Here is a 21,295-nt window from a genome sequence, read left to right as displayed (position 1 = left end):
GGGTGCGACCGCACCCGGCGCCCCGCGGCGACGGCCGGTCAGAAGTCCCGGTTGTCGGGGGCGACGACGGCCGCGGTGCTGCTGACCGAGGTGATGCGGACCGAGTCCGTCGCGTCGTCGGCCGCGGCCGGCGCGGCCATGGCCACCGCGCCGAACGCGACGGCCGCCAGGACGGCCCCCAGGGTGCGTGCCTTCATGTGCTTTCCTTTCATCGACGGCTGAACGAGTACCGTCGCCCGGGAACCCTCGGCCGGTCGAGAGTCGAAAGCCTGGCCTTATCGCCGGGGGAATCGTCGCCTGGCCTGCACCGTTCCTGTTTCGAGCCCTTCCACCGAAGCGCGGACCCGAGGACACGTCGATCGATGACCAGCTTCCACCTGACCCCCGCCGACCTCACGAAGGTCAGGTTCGTGCCGACGATCGGGCCGCTGGCCGAAGCGTGGGAGAGCGTCGCGGTCCTGCGCGAACCGCACCCCGGACGGCGCTGGCTGGCCTGGAGGGACCGGATGCGCCGGTCGCTCGCGGCGCCGGACGAGCTGGAGATCAACAGCTTCGCGTCCCGCACCGGCTGCCTGTTCGACCTCGTGGGTGTGACGGGCCCGACGCCGACGGCGGCCGGCACGGCCGCCGCGTTCCTCGATGCCCCCGCGGAGCGGCTGAGAGCCGAGGTGGATTACCTGAGCCCCTTCGGCGATCCGTCGTTGACGCGGCTCAGGCGGATGCTCACCAGCGACGCCGAACGCCGCGCGTTCCTCCGCGCGCTCCACCGCTATGCCCATGGTCTGATCGGCGACGAGTGGACGACGATCGAGAGCCACCTGGCCGCCGACCTGCGGGCTCGGACCGCCGAGCTGGCCACGGACGGGCTCGGCGAGGTCCTCCGGCGTCTCCACGGAACGGTCGGGTGGGATCAGCGCACCTCGACACTGACCGTGGACCAGCACACCGACGCCGTGCTGGACCTGGGCGGCAGAGGTCTCGTCGTGGCGCCGAGCTACTTCGCGACCCGGGTCAGCGGGCACATCCCGCTCGACCCGGACGCGCCGTTGGTCCTGACCTACCCCCTGGCACGCGACGCCGATGGTGCCGAGCACCAACCATCGCCCCGGGTCGCGGACCTCGCGGGTGTGCTGGGCGGCACGAGGGCGACGATGCTCGCCGCGATCGCACGGGGGCAGCGAACCCAGCGCGACCTCGCCTCCGCCGCGGGCACGACGACCGTAGCGATCAGTCAGCACGCCGCGAAGCTGCGCGCCGCGGGTCTGATCACCACCGTCCGGCGGGACGGCCGGGCACACCACTTCCTGACCGACGTCGGAGAAGCCCTCATGGTCTCCGGCGGTGCGGGAGAGGGACCTCGGCCTCGGCGAGCAGCGCGTCGCGGTTGGTCCGGATGAAGGCCTTCAGCGCGGCGGGTACCAGGTCGGTGCCGGCCAGCGCAGCGGTGTCGCGCAGGTCGACGCGCTCGACGTCGTAGGTGCCGCGCACCGGTTCCTGGAACTCGGGGCCGGACCGCAGCGCAAGGTCCATCGAGACGACCCGCGCGAGGTAGTAGTGCTGCACGCTGATCCCGGTGTCCTTGGGCTGGGACGCCAGGAACACCTGCCGGACGATGCGCGCCGTCGCGCCGAGCTCCTCGGCCAGCTCGCGGTGCAGCGCGTCCTCCACCGAGGCGTCCTCGGGCTCGACGCCTCCGCCAGGGGTCACCCAGTACGGGGCGCGTCCCGGGACCGTCCGCTTGATCAGCACGAGCCGGCCCTCGTCGTCCAGCAGGATCGCGCGCGCCGCCCGGCGCACCACCGCGGACGGCGGGGTGGAGTTCGCCGCGATCTCGTCGACGACGGGTGCCTGCCGCAGGTATCCCTCGAACAACGGCCCGCCCGCCGCGTCGAGCGTCGCCCGCGCCACGGCGACCATCGTCCGGTCGTCGTGCCGGGCTGCCACCCACCGGGCGGCGTACCCGAGGTCCCAGGCACGCAGCTCGCGCAGCAGCCACTTGCCGCCGCCGTCCCACCTCCCGGCCGCCGCGAGCGCCAGGTGCCCGACCCGCTCCCACAGCACCGACCGCACCACGTCCGCCTCGCCGCCGTCGCGTGCGTAGGCGAGGTCGTCCAGCAGGTCGGTCACGCCGTACCTGGCGTCCTCCAGCGCGGTGTCCGACGCCGGTCCCGGACCTGCCTCCAGCACCGCCTGGCACTCGGCCTTCAGCCCGGCGACGTGGGCCTCCCCCACGATCGGCACGCCCGTCGCGATCATCCGGGCCAGCGTCGGCTTCCGCCGCGCCGTCTCCTGCGCGACGAACCAGCGGTGCCCGGCCTCGGTGTTCACGAACAGCTCGGCCGGCCAGCCCCGCCACCGCGTGGCGTCGCGGTGCCCGACGGCGTCGTCGGGCACGCACACCACGATGTCGAGGTCCGAACCCGCCGTCCGGGACCCCGGGTCGAGCACGCTGCCCGCCAGGAGCGCCCAGCGCGCGTCCGGGTAGCGGTCGGCGACCAGGGCGGCGGCGTCAGCTCGTGGGTCCACGCCCGTCATCCTTGCGCACACGACCTGGTCGACCCATCCGTTTTCGTGAAGCGGGCGTGCGCCAGGGCTGGACGTGGGTCAGCTGATCGTCGCGCCGCCCGCCCTGGCCAGGTCGGTCACGGTCTTGTGGTGCAACGAGGGGACGGCGAACCGCTTGCTCCGGCCGCGCGGGCCGATCCAGAGCACCTGCCTGCGGACCTCCCGCTGGTCCGAGCCGCCGGTCGAGGTGACGACCGTCTGGCGCAGCTCCAGGTCCGGCCAGGCGTAGGGGGCCAGCAGCCCGTCGACGCCGAAGACTACGCCGCACCGAAACACGAACAGCCGGGGAACCGGCGGTCGTGGCCGGCGCAGGGGCAAGGGCACCAAGCCCAGGACTGCGGTCGCGGCCGCCGCGAGGTAGAACGCGATCCCGCCCACCCGGGCGGTCGTGCCGCCGTCGGACCGGAACAGGAGCACGGTGCCGAGGAGGGCGAGTACCACCACGAGCACGAACACAAGGCCGAGCAGCCTGGACGGGGCGAGCGTGATCGTCTGGACGAGCCGGCCGTAGCCATACCGTTCGGCGACGGTCTCCGCCTCGGCCTGGGTGTGCCCGGGGAAGGTCTCCGGCGCGCTGCCCGGCTCGGGCTGCTCCGCCTCGGCGCAGGCCTGCTCGACCTCCGGCTGGGCGGCCGGCCGTTCCTCGTCGGACGGCGAGCGCAGGCTTCGGTCGGACGGCGAGTGCGGGTTCTGGTCGGCGTGCGGGTCTCCGGTCATGGCGCTCTCCCCCGTTGGTCGAGAGGCAAACTCTACGGGCGGCTCCCGTCGAGGCTGCTTGCCCGTCGGCGGATGCGCGTCGCGATGCTCCGGGTCGCGAGCTTGTGGAGGCGCGAGTCGATCACCAGCAGGCGGTAGATGGCGCCGAGGAAGCCCGGGAAGACCGCGTCGGTGTGCGCCTCCAGGCGGGTGCCCGCATCGGTCGGGACGACGCGGAAGGTGAGCGTGTAGACCGAGAACCGGTGGACGCCGTCGAGCACGAGCTCGGCGGGCGGATCCGCCGTCGTCACCCTGAATCCCGGGACTACCGAACCTGCCGCGAGTGGCCTCGGACCCGCGGCGCGCCGGTCGCGGCAGCCGATCAGCCGCACGTACCAGGACGGTCGCCCGAGCACCTCCACCTGATCGAGGACGGCGCGCCACACGACCTCCGGTGCCGCGGTGAGCGTGGCGGTGCGTACGTCGCGGTAGCGCCGAGGGCCGGTCATGCCGGGACTCTATCGGCGGCTCGGCCGCTGAGGCCTGCAAATCAGCCGAAATAGCGTCCGACCTGCCAGTACATCTCACGAGTTTGAAAACAGGCACAACCATCCGGACCGCTGCGGCGTCATAGGAGACATGCGAAACACACAGGCAAAGATAGGTTCGATGGTCCTGCTGGCCGGCCTCGTCGTGGGCCTCACGGCGGGCACGACGACGACCGCCACCGCCGGCACGTCGTCGGTGGCCTGCATGGCTGCGGCTGACTGCCCCCAGGTCGGGACCGAGGTCAAGCTCGGTGAGCCCACCCCGGGCGCGACCGACAACTGGCAGAAGACCAAGACCAACGGCGTCCACTACAAGGTCCCGGCCAAGTGGACCGGCGAGAAGATCGTGGGCGACGGCGGCAAGGGCCACGAGTGGATCTCCCCCAACCCCATCTCCGAGGAGTCCGGGGACCAGCACTGGCGAATCCTCGTCCAGTCGCCCTTCGTGGACCAGACGATGCCGAAGCCGAAGGACCTGAACAAGCTCGGCTACTACGCCTCGTACGTCGAGGTCGAGGGCGCCACGAAGGCTGTGCTCGTGGCCGCGCAGACCGACCACTGGGCCGACCCTTCGGTCCAGACGATCGACTTCCAGCTGTGGGTCAAGTCGGAACGGACCGGTGTCGTGACTCGGTTCATGGGTGAGCTGCCGCCGGGGAAGAAGGGGAAGTTCCTGCTGAACAACTTCGTTCCTACGATCCGGCCGTGATTCTGGGGTAGGGCGTTTGGAGGCGGGTCCTGGTGATTGCCGGGACCCGCCTTCGTTTGGTCTTCTGAGGGCTGGCGGTTGTCAAAGGACTGATTTATATGTACAGGAGAAACGACCAATCCGGAGACTTCTCTACGCCACCCCCTATGGCACCCTGATGCCGAGTGAACCATCTACTCCCTCAACTGGGGACAGTTGCGTCGGTCGTGGCCATGGAAATGGCACACGCTGCACCGCCCGGCATTGCTGGGAACCTCACATGACCGCCTATCGTGTCCTGGCTTTCCGCACCAGGAGCAAGTTCGCGTCCTGCTCAGGCTCATCCTATTGTCCTCCAGACGTCCGTGGGCTCGTCTCGAACCGAGTCTAGTAAGACCGCCAGCAGTTCGGGCAGCGGAACGGGGTGATGTTTCGCAGACGATCGTCGTCGCCAGCTCCGCATCGACGAGGTCGAGTCCCGAGCGGAACCTCCCATGAAATAGGGACGTCTCGGGGCCCGCGTCTACTGGATTGAGTTCGAATTAAGGCATCAAGAGTAAGGTCTTGGAACCTGCCATGTTGCTTTGCGCCAGTCCGGCAGCACCGCGCGATTTTCTTTCCGATCGGTCCGCTAGCGTGGCGCGGCATAATGGGCCTGCAGTAGCGTCACCTGGTCAATCCAGAATCGTTCCTTCGACATCCTCGTCGCACCCGGGCTAAGCAATCCAAGTTCCTCGGCAAGGACATAGAACCCTGTACCGGCGTCGTTCTCGTTGAGATACATCACAAGCGCGGAGAGCATGAGCGGGCCATCCGCATACGCCGTGCGGGCGATATCAGACCGAACGATCCGGCCCAACAACTCACCGATCGCAGCACGTTCCTCGACCTGCGAGAAGTCGAATCGTCGCAGGCCGGTTCGGCGCGCCAACGTCGCATCCATCTCCGTGTACGTCGTTGTGCGCCGCAATCTCGCTTGCTCGACGAGGAAGGCGGTACCCGCCTCGATCAGGCGCTGCCACTCAAAATCGTCCCGTCCAAACATGACCAACAATCTACGTCGCGCTACTGGCGTGTCTGAGGCCAACGCGCCCGGCATGGTGGGTGAACCTTCGCGCCCAGTTCGTCCCACCCGCGGCGAGATCGAGTGGGAATCCACCACCCCGCCCGGCCCATTCGCGCCCAGCGACCCGACTTCCCCTCTTGAACCCCTGCGCGGCAGTCAGCGCCCACGCCGATCTTGGTACAGAGGAGCGGGGCAACGATCGTGCCGACGCCCGTGCCGACCGCCACAACTTCACACCGAACATCGGGGGCACTTCGTGTGCCACCTGGCACACCGACCCATAGGCCGCAGAGCCCTCTTCGTGAAAAGCCAGCAGCCTTCCACCCTCGCCCGAGCTGAGTGATCGTTGGAATTCTGCGGTCTTTAGTGTGGCGGGGGTGGGGAGTGCCTGCTGCGTACCACTCTCAGACTAGGCACCGGCAACCGGCGCACGTAGCGCAGCGGGCATGCCACCGGCACGCTTGCTCGCGTTCGTCGATACGCCCCCGGATGGTTCTACTCGATCGACCAATTCAGGCATGCGAGTCCCGGGCACGTCCGGAGCGCGTCGCTCATGCTGCTGGCGACCCGGCGACGGCCGGATCATCAGCGGTGCATGGAGCACGCCCTCGGGTCGCGAGCACGACAGATCGGATGATCGGACCAATCAACCTGAACGTAGGCACCGAGGCGGTGCGTGAAGTCACCAGGCCCGAGCAGTCGCAATCTCCGGGCCTGCGGACACAAGCGGCTGGCTGGCCAGTCGCGTTTGCCATTCCGGTTCAGACGTTGAATGCGGCCCTTGCCTGCTGGATCGGCCCTTAACCGGGGTTGGTGGGGCGTCAGCGGGGTTTCAGATCGTCGACGTGCGCGAGGTGAGTCCACCACCGATATCAGAATACGGCGTCGACCGATGTCGGGGCTAGAGCCGTCCGCACGAGTCGGCCTTGCCAGCATTGCTAGCCCGAGCCCAGTGGTCTACCGCGCGATTTGCCGGTCAGATCCCCTGGGATACTACTCGAGTCAAGCGCCACCCGCGATCAGGACACCACGGGTCGGGTCAGTCACGAGTCCGCTCAAGGCGGGGATCCCTCCTCGAAGCATCCCCTTGTGAAGCGTTAACCTTGCGGACTCCCACCGACCACCTGCCGTGTGATCCAACGGCACGAGCTTGCGCAGCGAGTCGTTCGAAACCGTGCTGATCGCCTCGATAGTGTGCTGTCCGGTGAGTCGTAGCACGACGAGGTGCCATTGTGGGTCCACGAGCATGGTCTCGAACTCGTTGCGGGAGAGGTAGACCACAAGGCGGCCGTGGCGCGTCGTGCTCTTCACCTCAAGATGCGCAATTACTCCGGAGCCAGAGACCACGACGTCGTATCCGTATCCGTCTGCGCACGCCGCGACATGGTCCACGTCGGCAGCCGTCGTCGCGCGGAGAAGGCCGACGAGCGCCTTCTCCCCGGCAGCGCCGATCGCCTTTCGCTGTGTGTCGTCGAAAAGTCCCCAGACTGCGCGTATCGCCTGGAATGCGTCTTGCTCGTCAAGCCTGAGCCCATCTGCTATCTCGCGCGCATCTGCCGGCAGCTCGGCGGGCTCGCGGATCAGCATGTCGGCGTCGGGGAACCATTCAGCGTCAGCAACTGCTCGCTCGAAGACTCGTTGGCTAGCGGATCCGACTCCGGCCGCTCCTTTGAGCAGGCCCGTCTCGTCGAGCCACGCCAGGCCAGTTGCGTACTGACTCGGCGTCAGGTCGGCGAACCGGGGGCTGGTGTGGAGCACGGACCGAACTCGATCGACTCCGCTGCCAGGGATCAGGTCAAGCCATCGAGCAGCGGCCCGGAGGATCGGCTCAGGCGGCATTGGCACGGAGATGCCCCATCAGCGCCATCAGATCGTTCTGGTCAAGCCCGCCGCCGATCGAGGGTTCCTCATCGAGGTCTGCAAGTTCTTGAACGTCGGGATCGTCGAGAATCCGTCCCATGAAGTCGAGCTTCTTGCCGAGGCGTGCCTCGACGACTTCGTCGATCGTGGATTCGGAGACCAGAACCGTGATGCTGGTGCGGGTGCCGGGTTCCAGGCCGAGACGGTGGATGCGGTCCAGGCTCTGGAGATAGCGCCCTGCGGCAAAGTCCCGGTCGACGTACACGGCATCGTGGCAGTGGTGATGCAGGCTGATGCCTTCGCCGAGTGTGGCGGGGTTAGACAGCAACACGAAGCACTCGGGGTCATTCCGGAACCGCTCGATCTGCAACTCCCGGTCCTCGGTACCGCCGTGAACGACGGCGGGCGAGAAGGCCGACAACATGTCCCGCAGCGTGTTGACGCTGCGGATGAACGTTGACCATACAAGGGTCTTACGTCCGGCGGCCGCGTTCGCCTGAACGATCGCAAGCACCTCGCGGTATTTGGGTGAGAACTCGTATTGCGGCAGGTCCTGTAGCAGCTGAAAGAGCTCGGTGTCGCGAGGGACCTGGATCGGCGGCACCCGATACGCGAGCGGCTCGTAGCGCGTGCTGCCCACGGCGAGGAGCGCCGGGCTGGTTGCTGCCATGAGCATGTAGACGATGATCTTGCCGAGCTGCTCCAGGTCGTCGGGCGAACGCACGATGCGGGCGGAGAACTGCCCCAAGAGCGCGTCGTAAACCTCCTGGTGCAGTGGCGGCAGCGCAAGTCGCCGAACCGTGGTCGTCACCTCGGGAAGTCCGAGCTCTCGCTTCGTCGTCCGCGTGAATAGCGGTTGGAGTGCCTTCGATGCGGCGGCGAGATCGCCTCCGGCAACGGCCTGGATCACTTTCTGGCGCCCTGTCCCCGGCCAGACAAACCCGAAAAGGTTTTCCAGGTCCTTGACGCCGTTCGGGGCAGGCGTGCCGGTGAGGATGAGGCGGTGGCGTGCGTGCGGGCCGAGCGCGAGGCACGCGGCTCCGTAGGTCCCGTCCGCGCCAAGCTTCATGCGGTGCGCTTCGTCGAGGATCAGCATGGCCGACTGCGCGTCGAGCCAATGCGAGAGCCGTGCGAGACTGCCAGCCAGCCGTTCGTAGTTGACGATCAGCACCTCAGCGAGAGGGTCGACAGTCTTCTCCAGGACCTGGATCGTCGGTGGCTTGCCGAAGCACGCGTTACTCTCTGTGATCCAGGCGTCATAGGACGACTTGGGCCCGACGATGAGCAGTCGGCGTATGTTGCCCTGCTCGCGGAGGGCCTGAAACGCCGCGAGAGCTACTCGCGTCTTGCCGGCACCAGGCACGGAGAAGTTGGCACCGTGCCGCAGCGAGAGGAGCCTCGCTACGTCTCGGCGCTGGAACGCCGTAAGGTTGCCAGTCCAGTTCGGTCCGAGGCGTCCGCGAACCTCGTCTGCGCTGACGTCGTCTGAGGTCGGACTGTCTGATGCGAGACGAGCTGATACGGCCCGCCCATCGAGCACGGAATCTTTCGCGAGGGCGCTGAGTCGCGGGTCCCATTCGACGGTGCCGGGTCCCGTGTGAGGCCACGATGCAAGCACGCGAAGGTTTGTGATCAGGTCGTCGATCTCGACCTCGACGACTACCGCCGATACGTGGGTGGCGGTCCGGAACTGGATCGCAAGGCGGCGAAGGTCTTCGCCCAGGCCGTCGGCTGCGGTCAGCCTCGCCCGCGCCGGGTCCGGGCTGAACGCAAGGCGGAGCGTCGGGAGCGTCGCGGTCGTCATCAGTCCTGGACAGCCTCGAGAAGCCACGAGACGCCATCGCCGGGCTCGGTGCTACCGCGGGCGGCGCGTTTGGCAAGCATCGTCATCGCTGACCGCAGCTCCATAAGGGCAGCGTCAACAGCCTCCAAATCCAGAGTCCGGTCGGCCAGCGACCTTGAGTGCTCGTCGGCTGCCTGGATGAGGAGATCGGCGGCGTCCTGCACGCGGTCGGAGACGGCACTCTGCTTCTTCCGGTAGTTCTCGTCGGCGGCAGCAACCTTGGCTGCGTCCCTGAATGCCTCCGTCACTCCCGCGATGAGCTCTGCAGCCTTCGTAGCGTCGTCGTCCCCGGCAAGAACCGCAGCGTTCGCCTGGAGGATGCGGTCGGTGAGGGCCTTGACGGTCCGCGTATCATCGCCGTGGTCCTGCACGGCAACGTCGAGCCCGGGGATCGCCACGGACTGCGCCTCGGGCGCGGCAGTCTTGAGCGCGGACGGCAGGCGCTTCTCGACGTATCGCGTGTGGAAATCCCCGTCGAGGTGGCGCAGCGCGGTCTTGGGGAGGCGCAGAACGAGGGCCGCCAGCCGCGACTCGCGCAGCCGTTCGGCGCCCTCAGGGTCGGTTCCCTTGATCGCCCGGTACACGCGCGCGATCTCGCGGAGGCTCTCGCGCTGGTCGTTGAAGGTCAGCAGCGTTAGCTGGTGTCCACCGGCAGTGCGGCTGCGCTCTACAGCCTCGTGCATCAGCTGGAACGCCCACATATCCTTCTCCAGGGTGTCCAGGTTGATGTTCCACTCGCTCGCGACGTCTTTCGGCGTCCGGCCGTTGCGAATCTGCTCGTCGATCGAGATGAGCTGGTTCACGTACGGGTAGTCGCGGCGCTTGTCCTTGCGGAGCTGGATTCGCAGTTCGAGAGCAGAGACGTCTGCCAGAGATGTGTCGGCGGGAAGAATGCCGACGCGGATATGCTCCTCGCCAAGGTCCCGGAGCGCAACGCACCGCGTGTTGCCGTCAACCAGGACACCGGTGCGGGTCATGAGCCCAGGTGCCTGCTGCCCGGACTTCGCCAGCTCAGCCTTGAGGATCTCGAACTCCGGGTCCGGCGTGCCGGGAGCCGAAGGATGCGCTCGCAGCAGGTCGGCAAGGTACTCCTGCGCCTCGGCGCTCCACGGATGTGCTTCGAGCACCTCGTTGCGCTTCGGGTCGAACACGCGCTGGGCACTCACCCGGTGAGTCGTCGGGTTGAGGTACAGCTGCTTGACCGGCATCGAGATAACGTGAAAGACACGGTCAACACCGCGCCACTGGGCCCGGATCGTCTCGGGCGACGATTCCTTCTCCGCAACGGCGAGGCGCTCTTCGACCGTGGCGGTGATCTCGCTGGCAAGGGGTGTTTCGATGTCGCGCAGGGGCACGCTATGTCTCTCCCAGTTGTGCGATATTTTCGTCGGGCATGCGGTTACTGGGCATCATGCCAGGTGACACTGACATGCGACCTGATCTCCAGCCGAAACTCACCCGTACGAGTCGAAGGAGCAGCTCGATGACGATGCCCTCGTGGCAAGATCCCGCGAATGGCACGATGGTCCGGTGTGCTCTATGGCTCGTGCAGGTGGTCGGCAAGGGCCACGTCTTCACGAAGAACGAGCTCCGTGAAGCGTTCCCGGGGGTGGCGCAATCCGACCGCCGGATGCGAGATCTGCGCGACTGGGGGTGGACCATCCTGTCCTCGAAGGAAGACGCCTCTCTCTCCCAGGAGCAGCAGCGCTTCGCTCAACAAGGCATTGCAGTGTGGGATCCCGTGGCGCGGCGCAAAGCGGAACGCGATAAGGGCGTCACCGCGAGGGAACGAGAGGCGATCCTGGCCCGCGACGACTACCTCTGCACTGTGTGCGGGATCTCCGGCGGCGAGGAATACCCTGACGCTCCAGCGCAGACTGCCGTGCTTGCCGTCTCCCGGCGTTCGGTCGTTCTTCCTGGCGGACGCGAGGAGACCGGCCTTGTCACCGAGTGCAAGCGATGTCGCGCCGGCCTGGGCTCTAAGGTCCGGGACGCGACCAAGGTCGTCCGCGCCGTTGACGGGCTGACTACGGAGGACCGGGCCAGCCTCCTGCGCTGGCTCGAAGTCGGCAGGCGCGAGGCGTCTACGGCGGAGAAGATCTGGAGCCAGTGCATGCGACTCCCGTCGGGTGCCCGTGAGGAGGTCCGCAACGCGCTTCGGCGCCACGGAGCCTAGGTATCATCGTTACGGTCGCGGACATTACCCGCGCTGCCTGGAGCGGAGCTGCGGCCCACAACGTTCATAATCTTCTCGGCTGCCTCAGCCACCGATTCGTGCTCCCAGATCCGGATGACAGCCCAGCCCGCCGCACGGAGCTCGGCAGTGTTCCTGTCGTCCCGCTCCCTGTTCCCAGCAAGTTTCGGCCCCCAGTAGCCGCTGTTCGTTCGAGGGTTGCTACCGTGTTCAGGACACGAGTGCCAGAAGCAGCCGTCGACGAAGACCGCAATCCGCCGCCTGGTGAAGGCGATGTCAGGTCGGACACGATGCCCGCTCCGAAGATCGATGCGGTAGTCGCAGCGGTAGCGTAGCCCGGCGGCGTGCAACGCGGACCGGATTGCCCGTTCTGGTCCCGTGTCACGCCGCCGGTTGGCCTGCATGTTCCGGCGCCGTGGGTTCAGCGGCTCTGGACCTCCTGGCCTCACGACAGTGCCGTCGCTCAACTGATCCGCGACCTCCCAGGGCCGGTGAACGCAAGGTGACGCTGGTGGTTCTCCTGGCCAACGAAGCCCTTGAAACGGACAAACCGGTACGTGCGCGCGTCGCCGTCTCCCTCAACATCGATTACGAAGTCGCGGGACAGGAGGTTGATGCCATGCTCGACGTCGACCTCGGTCAACTTTCCGCCGGATGCCTTACGCAGCTCGTGCAGGGAGAGCGGGCACTCAGCCTGCCGCAAGGCCAGGTACACAGGGTCATGGACGTGCTCGGCCTCGAGCTCAGCGAGATCTTTCTGCTTCCCTCGGTGCTCAAGCGCCGCGATGATCGACTTCCCCACAGCCCGGGCGACCGGAGGCGGGAAGGCGTTGCCGATCTGCCGGTACCTCGACGTCTTGCGCCCGGTGAACTCCCAGGCGTACTCCTCGCCCGGGCCCCAGCCCTGGATGCGGGCGACCATCTCCGTCGTCAGTTTCGGCATGAAGCCTTCGTCGGCTCCCTCGGGCGGCGCGTCGTCAGCAACACCCATTGCGTCAACGTGGATTGCGGCCCACGCACGCTTCGCCCGCGTCGGACCCAGGTCCGCACCACCGTGCTTCTTCGAACCGCCGACGATAGTTGGAGCGATCGAGTCAGCCTTGTTTGCCCATGTCTCGGCCCCGGCCCAACCGTTTGCTCCCATGAGTTCCCGGAGGGTGCTACCAACCGTCTCAGTGCAGGGCGTCGGCTCCGGCCATTCGAAGAACCGCGCTTCCTCTTGAGGCAGAGCTACAAGGATGAATCGTGGACGAAGCTGCGGGACTCCGTAATCACGGGCTTCGAGAAGCTTCCAATCCGACCAGTAGCCGAACGATGCCAGCCTGTCCTTGATCTGTTGCCGGTAGCCGGCAAAGCGCGGCATCGACAGTCCCCGGACGTTCTCCAGGAGAACGGCCTTTGGCCTGACCTTCCCCACGAGTTCGACGGCCCAAGCAAACAGATCTCGCTCGTCCTCGGCACCAAGTTGCTTGCCTGCGATCGAGAACGGAGGGCACGGCACTCCGCCTGCGAGCAGCGTGACCCGGCTGGCCTGATCGGGGTCGCGCTCGGAACTCCAGGCGTACTCTGCCGGGTCCCAGACCGCGGTGTCGGCGACATCGCCGATGCGCACGTCCCAAGTAGGGCGATTATGGCTGAGCGTCGCGCCAGCGGTCGGATCAAGTTCCACGGCAAGGAGATGCTCGAACCCGGCCAACTCAAGCCCGAGGGCCTGGCCGCCGGCTCCGGCGCAGATCTCGATCACCGTCCGCTTACCACTCATCATCAGCTCCTGGATTGGTACGTCCGTTCTATCGTGCCTCATCGAACCACGAGCGTCTGACATTGCGAGCGAGTCGCAACGTAGTCGTGAACCCGCTCACCCGGCGTCGAGCCGGTCGGCGAGACCGATGATCTCCTGTGCGCAAGCAACGCGGCCGGTTCTGCACTTTCCTTCAATTGCTCAGCGTCCCAGGGCAAGTCCGGCCTGGCGGACGTCTGGAACTCGACCACAACTGGGTCAACTCCGATGAAGAGCCGCAGGCGAACGTAGCCGCAGTCAGGAAGTCCGAAGCCCAGATCGCCGCCAGGCAAGGATGTTGGGCTTGGCGCAGACGCTGGGTGGCCCGATCCGCTCAGCAGTTTACGGATTGGGCCGACCAGGTAGTTAGCACCTGGGCTGGTCGAGTCTGCCATGGGCTGAGACTACCTGCGCCAGCCCAGGCTAGCGCCGAGTCTGTTGGCGTTCTGGAACCTTGAGATCCGCGAAGCCGTCGGAACATTCGATCCGGTTGACGGCGTTGCGCGCCCCGTCACGACTCCAGACCCAGCAGCCACGTCGCGATCTCAGCGACGCCATCAGCAGTGAGCCCGACAGACGGTTCGACCTGGAACAGCAGCGCAGGCCCAGGATGCTCCAGTTCGACGAACCGGCGGTCCATCTCCGTGATGACGTCATCAACCCACACGAACGGTCGGCCCGCCGCAACCTGGACCAGGGCGCGTGTCTTCCACCCCAGACTGTTCGGGTCGTGCTCGCCATAGGGCGGCAGGTCAGCGACCGACAGCTCGGGTAGCCCAACCCGCGGCGCGATCACCTCGTTCGCGTCACCCATCCAGGCCGTCGCCCACACCACGTCGCAGCCCAGACCCAGTAGCAGCGGGCCGAGAGCTGGATCGATGAAGTCGAGCTCCGGACGCGGCGTGTCCGGATCCTCCGGCTTGCCGTCGCGAGGCTGAGGAAGCATCCCGGGCCCACCGAACGGCAATAGGGTCCCGTCGACGTCGAGGAACAGCAGTGGGCGGGCAACAGTCACGCCCGCACGATAGCGGCCTGCACGCGCGGCCGGCACCCGGCGTGCGTCTACCTTCCAGATCGTGCGAGGCGCACGACGTGCGAGGACACTTGCAGCCCGGGTGATTCCCCGCCCTCCGAACGAACCTGACGGTCACGACGATTCCGCTCGTGCAAAGCTGTGCGCATGGACGCTCCTGGTTCCCGGCGCGCTTGGTTGCTGATGACCACCGACGGCGGGTCGCTCTATGACGACCAGCTCGGCATCAAGTATCTGTACGACGGCAAGGTCCAGAACCACAAGCGTCTGCAGGTGGGCGACCCGATCGCCCTGTGGGACGGTGACAGGCTCCTCGGGATCTCGGTGATCGAGCAGATCGAGGAAGCTCCCGGCACCAAGACGATGCAGCGGTGCCCCAGGTGCGGAAAGACCCGCCCGAATCCGCCGTCGAAAGCCAAGCCACGGTTCCGGTGCTCGAATACAAAATGCAGATCGGAGTTCGACACGCCGCACCTTGAGAAGGTCGACGTGACGATGTACGCGGCCCGCTACGACGCTGCGTGGACAGCGCTGGACGGGCTCCTCGACGAGGGCGAGATCCGGCCGTTCATCCTCAAGAGCGGCAGCTTCAACTCCGTCCGGGAGATCGAGTGGCCCGCCTTTCACCAGGCCCTGGCGAACAAGAACGCCCACCGGGCACTCGACCGAATAAGCGCCCGCGTGCCAGACCTGTCGTGGCCGACGGCGACCGAACCGCGCATCGAGCTCGTCCACGGCTTCGAGCACTCGATCGTTCGTGTCCGCCGGGGACAGCGGAAGTTCCGGGAACACATCCTCGCCAGCCAGGGGAGCACCTGCGCCTTTACCGGCGCCGCTCCCCCGCGCGTTCTTGAAGCCGGACACCTGTACAGCTACGCCCAGCTCGGGGAGCACTTCGAGCACGGTGGGTTGATGCTGCGCAGGGACATCCATCGGCTCTTCGACGACGGCCTGCTCTCGGTAGACCCCACGAGGCTCCGGATCGACGTCGCTTCCGACCTGGCCGAATATCCCCAATACGCCGGACTTCACGACCGACCGCTCGCGACCCAACTCCGAACCGAGCAGGTCGAGTGGCTCGACAACCACTGGCGCGAACACCGCGAGCGGCCCCTGTTCGATCGCTCCTGACCTGATCAGCGCCGCGGCGAGAAAGCTGGGCGCTCGTTGGCAGATCCGCTGTGCCCGGCGAGACCCTTTCGTCGGATACTTCGCGAGTGCCCACAGACGACAGCTGGACCCGCCTCCTGAAGGCACCGCGATCTCACGCCGGGAATCTCACCCGTCCCGCCATCCCACAGGTACCCGGTGTGTACGCCTGGTTCCGCGACGACGAGTGCGTGTACGTCGGACTCGCCGGAACCAGCCTGCGCAGCCGACTCTCAGCGCACCTGGCCACCACACAGGACCTGAGCCGCAGCACGCTGCGAGCGACTGTCGCCGTACACCAGCTCGGGGTGACGCGTGTGATGGCTCGCAGCCGCCCGCCGATCCTGTCCGCCGACCAGGTCGGCGTCGTCAACGAGTGGCTGCGCGTCTGCGACGTCGCATGGTTGACGTGCCCCACCAAGCTCGCGGCGGCCGCCCTGGAGAAGACCTTGCGCCAGACCCGACTGCCTCGGCTCAACCTCGTATAACGCAGGTGGCGAACAGCCCTCACCTGGGATCCAGGAACTGATGCGATACCTCGACGTCTTATTCAGGAGCATTCCCGATCGAACCTCACCCGTGCGCGGCGCGCGATGGCTTCTCGCGTCCACGCGCTCGCCGTTTGCGGGACCCCAGACAACTCCTGTTGCGAAGCACCGAGTGCCCGAGCAAGGGCACGATATCGATGACCGGCCGTCCACCTGTCGGAGTCCAGCGCCAGCGCCAGCAGACGCTCCAACAGCTCACAGTCGGGACGGGCTCGCAGGACCTCACCTGCCACCCCAATCGCAGCGTCTTGTACGTCGGAGAACACATCCCAGGTCAGTCCATCCAAGGCCGCCATGGTGAAGCCCCGTACCTGATCGAAACATCTCCACTGAACCCCGAGCGTCGTCAGGGCCAGCGCCGCGACCTGGGGGTCCTCCCGATACTCAAGATGCCGCAGGAGCAAAGTCTCGGCGCCTTGCGGTCGGCTACGCGCAATTATGTGGATCAGCGAGTACAGCCGGTCCTTACCGACGCCGCTCTCGATCGCGGCGACCACGGATTCCACCTCGGCCGGGGTGATGGTCCCCTCTTTCGACCGGTCGAGTAGGCGCCCCACGCCGCGCGGAATCGATGGCATCGAGATCACCCCCTGGTGCGAACGGCTCGCTGTCGTCAAGCAACCTACCCGTACGCCATTTCCCGGGGACCGCAGGCCACGGGTCGCGGGGTCACGTCGGCTTCCTTGCCTCCACGGCCGCACCCACCGTACGGTTTGCCCGGATTACCGAGGCAGGGGGCTGAGGATGACCACAACGCCGCTCGGGCGTGCACCGACCTCGGCGCCGGTCACGGGCACCCGCCCCGCGCCCCGTGAGTGGTGGCAGCACCTGGCCGTATGGCGTTCCCGCTGGCTCGGCTCGCACCCGCGCGCCGCCCGCGCGCTGGCGGTGGCCCGGACAGTCGTGCTGGCCGGTTCGCTGCTGTGGTTGCTCGGGCTGTGGCTGTTCCTGCCCGAGCTGCGTCTGGGGATGCGCGCCTACCTCGGCTGCCTGTGGGTCGTGGTTGCGTGGTTCGCCCTCGCGCGGACCAAGACGCTGACCTGGTCCGGGTTCCTAGGCTTCTTCGCGCTGTGTGTTCCGTCGTCGGTCGGCATCGGCGTGGTGACCACGATCATGGCAGGCCAGGTCGCACAGTTCGATCTGTTCGCCGTCACGGAGACCGGTGCCCAGGTCGCCATCGCCGGCGTCGTCGAAGAGGCCGGCAAGCTCGTCCCGATCGTGGTCCTGGTCCTCCTCGCGCCGCGGCGGGCCGCCCGCTTCGCGACCGTCGACTGGCTCCTGCTGGGGCTGGCGTCCGGTACGGCGTTCCTCGCCGTCGAGGAGTCGCTGCGACGCACCGCCCTGGCGACCGGCAACGTGGGCTTCGGTTCCCTGCTCGGCCTGACGCCCGACGCCGTCCTGCCGCCGGGGTACGTCCGGTTCGGCCTTGCACCGGTTCCGACCCCGATGAGCACGGATGGCGCTCTGCTCGCCCCCACCACGGTCGCCGAGTTCGGCGGACACGCGATCATGACCGCTCTGGTCACCGGGGTGGTTGGCCTCGCGGTCGCAGCCTGGCAGGCACGACGTAGCCTGTCCGGGCTCGCCCTGGCCGCACTGTCGGTGGTGGCGCTGTGGTCAGCGATCGCCGACCACGCGATGTACAACGCCGGCCTCGACCTGTTCAGTGCACTGCCCGGCGACGGCGACACCCCCGCCTGGCTCGACCCGGACTCGACGACCATCCCCTGGTGGCTGCGCATCCCCTGGTCCTTCCTAGGGAACGGACACGGACGTGTCCCTGTGTTCCTGCTCCTGGTGCTGGTGTGTCTCCTGGTCGACGCCGTCCGGCTCGCGGCCCGCACTGCCGCCAACTTCACCGGGCACCCCGCACCCACCTGGGTCACGCGTCCTGCCCTCGGCGCCCCTGCCGTGGTGAACACGATCGCTGGTGCGATCACCAGCTTGGTCTGGGTCGTCGGACGTGACGTCGCGCAGGCTCTCGCCGGGCACGCACGACGCCCGCCGAACAGTGGCGAGCCCGCCGAGCCCCGACGGGTCGCCGCCGCTCGCGGTGCGGCGCTGGTGTCCGGACAGCGTGCCCTGCGCGAGCTGGCCTACGAGCACACATCGGCGCGCATCTACCCGTGGGCGCGCCGCCTGGCGGCTGTCGCGGTCCTGGCCGGACTCGGCTGGCTGATCTTCGCTGCCGCGCCGGCCACGGCGCGTGAGATCGGCACATCGACCAACGACCAGTACCAGCTGCCTGGCCTGAACCCGACCGACCTACCCACCGACCTACCCACAGGTTTCCCGTCCGGGTTGCCGACGGCTCTGCCCGATCTGCCCACGCAGATGCCCACCGATCTACCGACCGTTGCGCCGAGCGATCTACCGACAGCGCTACCGAGCGATCTGCCCTCGTTCGACCCGAACGACTTCCCGTCCCTGGACCCGGGCTTCGAGTTCCCCAGCCTGCCGCCCGACGCTACTCCAGACCCCGGGCCGAGCCCGCACCCGTGGCTGGCGGGCGTACTCGATGCACTCGCCGACTGGTGGCACGACCAGCCGCTGCTGGCCCAGCTCGCGATCGGCGCCGGCATCGCCGCGCTGGTCGTGCTGTCCGGCGGGTCGCTCGGACTGGCCCTGGGCATCTCTGGCGTCCTGACCTGGGGCCTGGACAAGTCAGCAGGCATCGCGACCTTCGTCCGTGACCCGCAGCAAGCCACACGTGACTACTTCGCCACCGCGACTCCGGCCCAGCTCGCCGCCGACACCCTCGGCGTCGCACTGACGTTCGCGCCCGGCAACTTTGCCGGCGCGGCGACCGGACGGATCCTGCGCAACACTGCGGACGACCTGATCGCCGATCCCGGCTTGTGGTGGGCCACACGGCGCGACACCTTCGACTGGACGGACGAGACCGGCGCGATCGACATGGCCCACTTCCTGCGGCGAGATCCCGTTCCTCTCGCGGACGGCACCACGAAGCCGGCACTGTCGCAGACGGACGAAGCAGTGGCCGCCGCCCGGTACGACTCGTACGCTTCCACGTCTGTCAAGGGATCAGGCGCCGCCAAGGACTACCAGGTCAAGGTCTACGGCGAGAACGAACGAGTGGTACCGATCGGTACGAACGCCGACGGCAAAGTGGCTCATGCCCACCCGGACGGCTTTACGTCCCAGTACGGTGCTGTCGGAGACGCCAAGCATGTGAGCAAGTCGAACAGCTTCTACGTGCCCGACACGCTCCCGGAGTTCCTTCGCGAGCGAGCGATCAACGAGATGGACGAGACACTGCTCAGATTGCAGAAGGCAGGTAACGAGGTGATGGATGGCGACGGCGTGGTCGAGCTGACGACGAACAGTACGAAGGCGGCCGAGTTCATCGAGTCTCGGATGAAGGACCTGGGCATCCGAGGCTATGTTCGGATCGTCCCGGAGTGATTGGAGACCCATGACAGACCTCCTGGTGGCCGTAACCCCGGGCGAGCACAGGTTCGACCCCGACCAGATCGCCGCTGCCTCAGTTCGGCGATGGCCGTCCGCCGAAGACGTCGACATCACCGGTCCTGAACTCGCTGACCTGGCCCGCCTGCTGAGCAAGCAGCTCACGATCGGTGACGGCCAGCACGTCGTGGTGGCGAACTTCCACGCAGACAATCAGGCAATCGGGGTTGAGGGTGATGACGAGCTCGAGGCCGAATTTCTCGCTCTCCTGACGCAGCACACAACATTCCCCGACGGCGGGATCGTCGTCGTGCACTGGACCGACGACATCGCCGCTCTCCGGCCGAACATGACGGCCGACGAGGTCCATGCACTGCGCGGTTAGCAGGTCGAAGCGGCCCGACAGGTCGCTGCAGCACCCGGGATCCAACACAGCGCCCACGGCCGTGTCGGTGATCCGAGCCGGCTACCCACTCACCAAGACAAGGACATCCCCCCGGCCGAGGCCAAAGTCGGAGATCTGGCTGGGAACGAACACGGCTTCCGCTTCAGCACTGGACCGACGACATCATCGCTCACCGGCCAAAACATAACTCTCGAGGAGGTCCGCGCATAAGCGGTCAGCGACCGAAGCGCGCGTTCTCGATGGAACGGTGTCCGACTGCAGCACCCTGCACAGCGCCACCCTCAGCGTCTGGCGCCGACAGGCACGGTCTTGTTCATACGGCTAGCGTGCTGCCGTTGCATCTCGCGTACCGCGGCCAAACCTCGGAGGACATTCTTGATTCGACATGTCTTGCGGCAAGCGAGTGCGCTGGTTATTGGAACCGCATTGGTAGGGGGAGCCGGAGTAGGTGCTGCCGTCGCCTCCGAAGACCTGGTGACGCTATCTCCAGGTTCCGATGAGTCGGGGCCCGCGGCCCCTCTGTACTCGTGGGTGGCCGAACCCGAGGACGAAAATATCAAGGCGAGGGCGCGGTCGGCTTCGCCATCCGTTACGTGGGGTGCGTGCGGAGTCTTCGACGAGAACCTGAAGATCGTCCGAGCGTTCAGGGACCGTTCGCAGGCCCACATCGGTGGCAGGTCGATCACGTACGGCGGCTCTAACCTGACGTGCGGCAGCGCGACATGGGGGTACCGACACATAGTCAAGAGACATCTTGGCGAGTGGGAGACCAGGGCGGCGGTTGCACGGGAGAACTGGCGGGATACAGCCGATTACGGCATCCTTTGGGCACTCAGAGATCCGGACAGGATCGCCTACCGCGCGGCCAACGACACCTTCTGCTACTCCCGCAAGATCTTGCTGGTCGACGACCGCAACAACGAGGTCGTAGGGTCGTACTTCCCCAAAGTTTCGGTGGCCCGCGCGAGTCATCGCATCATCACCGCCTACCCCTCAGGATCCCAGTGCTGATCTCCGACTCCACCCGGAATCTCGCCCGGGATCTGATTTCCCGTGGCGGTGAGGTCTTGGGCCGCATCGAGGTCGACGCGCTTGAGGCCCGCGCTCTCGTGCGTGTGTCACCTGAGCAGGCACCCGTGGAGTTCCTCGTCGACCTGGAGGGCCTGCAGCTGTCCATGGAGTCCGCCCAGCGGGATGCACGTGATGTCTTCCCCGACGCCGATTCGACAGAGGGTGGCCTCCGGCTCATCTCGGTACACCTATGGGAGGAGATCGACTCCGCGGAGACGCAGGTCGTAGCGGTTGGTATCGATCGGCAGGGTGAGACCTGGCGCCGCACGAAGCCGGCGCCACCCCATATCGCCCCACCCGCAGGTCGTTACCGCTGGACAGCAGACCGAGAGATAGCTCCGGGGCCTGACCCGCAAGTCGGTCCCCGATAACCGCAGTAGGACCGTCCATAGGTGTCCACGACACCCCAGGATGCAAAG

Annotated in this window: 20 protein-coding genes; 8 read left to right on the top strand and 12 right to left on the bottom strand. The window is 66.9% G+C overall.

Features of this window, described 5'->3' with window-relative positions:
* Window positions 1–38: 38 nt before the first annotated feature.
* Window positions 39–197, bottom strand: a complete 159-nt coding sequence (locus tag ACFWE2_RS15945; protein WP_377225193.1) for a hypothetical protein — start codon at window positions 195–197, stop codon at window positions 39–41.
* A 165-nt stretch (window positions 198–362) separates the two neighbouring features.
* On the opposite strand from ACFWE2_RS15945, the gene ACFWE2_RS15940 reads away from it, so the two are divergent.
* Window positions 363–1,397, top strand: a complete 1,035-nt coding sequence (locus ACFWE2_RS15940) for a DUF5937 family protein (RefSeq protein WP_377225192.1) — start codon at window positions 363–365, stop codon at window positions 1,395–1,397.
* Here ACFWE2_RS15940 and ACFWE2_RS15935 read toward each other — a convergent pair.
* The 3 genes from ACFWE2_RS15935 to ACFWE2_RS15925 form a co-directional block, all read right to left on the bottom strand.
* Window positions 1,327–2,526 carry an NUDIX domain-containing protein gene (locus ACFWE2_RS15935; protein WP_377225191.1) on the bottom strand — a complete coding sequence of 400 codons (1,200 nt, stop codon included), beginning with the start codon at window positions 2,524–2,526 and terminating at the stop codon, window positions 1,327–1,329. The genes ACFWE2_RS15940 and ACFWE2_RS15935 overlap by 71 nt on opposite strands.
* A gap of 78 nt (window positions 2,527–2,604) precedes the next feature.
* A complete protein-coding gene (locus tag ACFWE2_RS15930; protein ID WP_377225190.1) occupies window positions 2,605–3,282 on the bottom strand; it encodes a hypothetical protein in 678 nt (225 codons plus the stop codon).
* A 32-nt stretch (window positions 3,283–3,314) separates the two neighbouring features.
* Complete coding sequence (locus ACFWE2_RS15925; protein ID WP_377225189.1) at window positions 3,315–3,770, bottom strand: SRPBCC family protein; 456 nt, start codon at window positions 3,768–3,770, stop codon at window positions 3,315–3,317.
* A 130-nt stretch (window positions 3,771–3,900) separates the two neighbouring features.
* Here ACFWE2_RS15925 and ACFWE2_RS15920 point away from each other — a divergent pair, with 130 nt between their 5' ends.
* Window positions 3,901–4,518, top strand: coding sequence for a hypothetical protein (locus tag ACFWE2_RS15920; RefSeq protein ID WP_377225188.1), 618 nt, complete (start codon window positions 3,901–3,903; stop codon window positions 4,516–4,518).
* Window positions 4,519–5,128: 610 nt separating this feature from the next.
* Here the strand turns inward: ACFWE2_RS15920 and ACFWE2_RS15915 are convergent.
* From ACFWE2_RS15915 to ACFWE2_RS15900, 4 genes are all read right to left on the bottom strand, one after another.
* Window positions 5,129–5,542 (bottom strand): hypothetical protein, encoded by a 414-nt coding sequence (locus ACFWE2_RS15915; RefSeq protein ID WP_377225187.1) that lies wholly within the window; start codon window positions 5,540–5,542, stop codon window positions 5,129–5,131.
* Window positions 5,543–6,565: 1,023 nt separating this feature from the next.
* Window positions 6,566–7,321: a protein NO VEIN domain-containing protein gene (locus ACFWE2_RS15910; RefSeq protein WP_377225186.1), complete on the bottom strand. Its 756-nt coding sequence runs from the start codon at window positions 7,319–7,321 to the stop codon at window positions 6,566–6,568.
* A 70-nt stretch (window positions 7,322–7,391) separates the two neighbouring features.
* A complete protein-coding gene (locus ACFWE2_RS15905) occupies window positions 7,392–9,227 on the bottom strand; it encodes a DEAD/DEAH box helicase (protein ID WP_377225185.1) in 1,836 nt (611 codons plus the stop codon).
* Window positions 9,227–10,621 (bottom strand): hypothetical protein, encoded by a 1,395-nt coding sequence (locus tag ACFWE2_RS15900; RefSeq protein WP_377225184.1) that lies wholly within the window; start codon window positions 10,619–10,621, stop codon window positions 9,227–9,229. The genes ACFWE2_RS15905 and ACFWE2_RS15900 overlap by 1 nt, the downstream gene beginning before the upstream one ends.
* 128 nt (window positions 10,622–10,749) lie before the next feature.
* Between ACFWE2_RS15900 and ACFWE2_RS15895 the strand changes: the two genes are divergently transcribed.
* Complete coding sequence (locus tag ACFWE2_RS15895) at window positions 10,750–11,442, top strand: hypothetical protein (RefSeq protein ID WP_377225183.1); 693 nt, start codon at window positions 10,750–10,752, stop codon at window positions 11,440–11,442.
* On the opposite strand, the gene ACFWE2_RS15890 is transcribed toward ACFWE2_RS15895, so the two are convergent.
* The 3 genes from ACFWE2_RS15890 to ACFWE2_RS15880 form a co-directional block, all read right to left on the bottom strand.
* Window positions 11,439–11,909 carry a very short patch repair endonuclease gene (locus ACFWE2_RS15890; RefSeq protein WP_377225194.1) on the bottom strand — a complete coding sequence of 157 codons (471 nt, stop codon included), beginning with the start codon at window positions 11,907–11,909 and terminating at the stop codon, window positions 11,439–11,441. The genes ACFWE2_RS15895 and ACFWE2_RS15890 overlap by 4 nt on opposite strands.
* Before the next feature lie 14 nt (window positions 11,910–11,923).
* The gene (locus ACFWE2_RS15885; protein WP_377225182.1) at window positions 11,924–13,264 is read right to left on the bottom strand and encodes a DNA cytosine methyltransferase; all 1,341 of its coding nucleotides are present in this window, start codon (window positions 13,262–13,264) and stop codon (window positions 11,924–11,926) included.
* A 487-nt stretch (window positions 13,265–13,751) separates the two neighbouring features.
* Complete coding sequence (locus ACFWE2_RS15880; RefSeq protein WP_377225181.1) at window positions 13,752–14,255, bottom strand: HAD domain-containing protein; 504 nt, start codon at window positions 14,253–14,255, stop codon at window positions 13,752–13,754.
* A gap of 201 nt (window positions 14,256–14,456) precedes the next feature.
* Here ACFWE2_RS15880 and ACFWE2_RS15875 point away from each other — a divergent pair, with 201 nt between their 5' ends.
* Both ACFWE2_RS15875 and ACFWE2_RS15870 read left to right on the top strand, forming a co-directional pair.
* Complete coding sequence (locus ACFWE2_RS15875) at window positions 14,457–15,404, top strand: HNH endonuclease (RefSeq protein ID WP_377225180.1); 948 nt, start codon at window positions 14,457–14,459, stop codon at window positions 15,402–15,404.
* Between the two features lie 179 nt (window positions 15,405–15,583).
* Window positions 15,584–15,910 (top strand): GIY-YIG nuclease family protein, encoded by a 327-nt coding sequence (locus ACFWE2_RS15870; protein ID WP_377225179.1) that lies wholly within the window; start codon window positions 15,584–15,586, stop codon window positions 15,908–15,910.
* Between the two features lie 62 nt (window positions 15,911–15,972).
* Here ACFWE2_RS15870 and ACFWE2_RS15865 read toward each other — a convergent pair whose 3' ends face one another.
* Window positions 15,973–16,587, bottom strand: a complete 615-nt coding sequence (locus ACFWE2_RS15865) for a hypothetical protein (RefSeq protein WP_377225178.1) — start codon at window positions 16,585–16,587, stop codon at window positions 15,973–15,975.
* A gap of 127 nt (window positions 16,588–16,714) precedes the next feature.
* Here ACFWE2_RS15865 and ACFWE2_RS15860 point away from each other — a divergent pair, with 127 nt between their 5' ends.
* The 3 genes from ACFWE2_RS15860 to ACFWE2_RS15850 all read left to right on the top strand — a co-directional run bounded on the left by ACFWE2_RS15860 (window position 16,715) and on the right by ACFWE2_RS15850 (window position 20,816).
* Entirely contained in the window at window positions 16,715–19,396 is a 2,682-nt protein-coding gene (locus tag ACFWE2_RS15860) for a restriction endonuclease fold toxin-2 domain-containing protein (protein ID WP_377225177.1), read from the top strand.
* Window positions 19,397–19,406: 10 nt separating this feature from the next.
* Window positions 19,407–19,784, top strand: a complete 378-nt coding sequence (locus tag ACFWE2_RS15855) for a hypothetical protein (protein WP_377225176.1) — start codon at window positions 19,407–19,409, stop codon at window positions 19,782–19,784.
* Window positions 19,785–20,336: 552 nt separating this feature from the next.
* Complete coding sequence (locus ACFWE2_RS15850) at window positions 20,337–20,816, top strand: hypothetical protein (RefSeq protein WP_377225175.1); 480 nt, start codon at window positions 20,337–20,339, stop codon at window positions 20,814–20,816.
* Window positions 20,817–21,295: the final 479 nt, after the last annotated feature.

This window comes from Promicromonospora sp. NPDC060271 (assembly GCF_042726755.1).
Taxonomy (GTDB): Bacteria; Actinomycetota; Actinomycetes; order Actinomycetales; family Cellulomonadaceae; genus Promicromonospora.
This window is presented reverse-complemented; position numbering and strand designations above follow the sequence as displayed.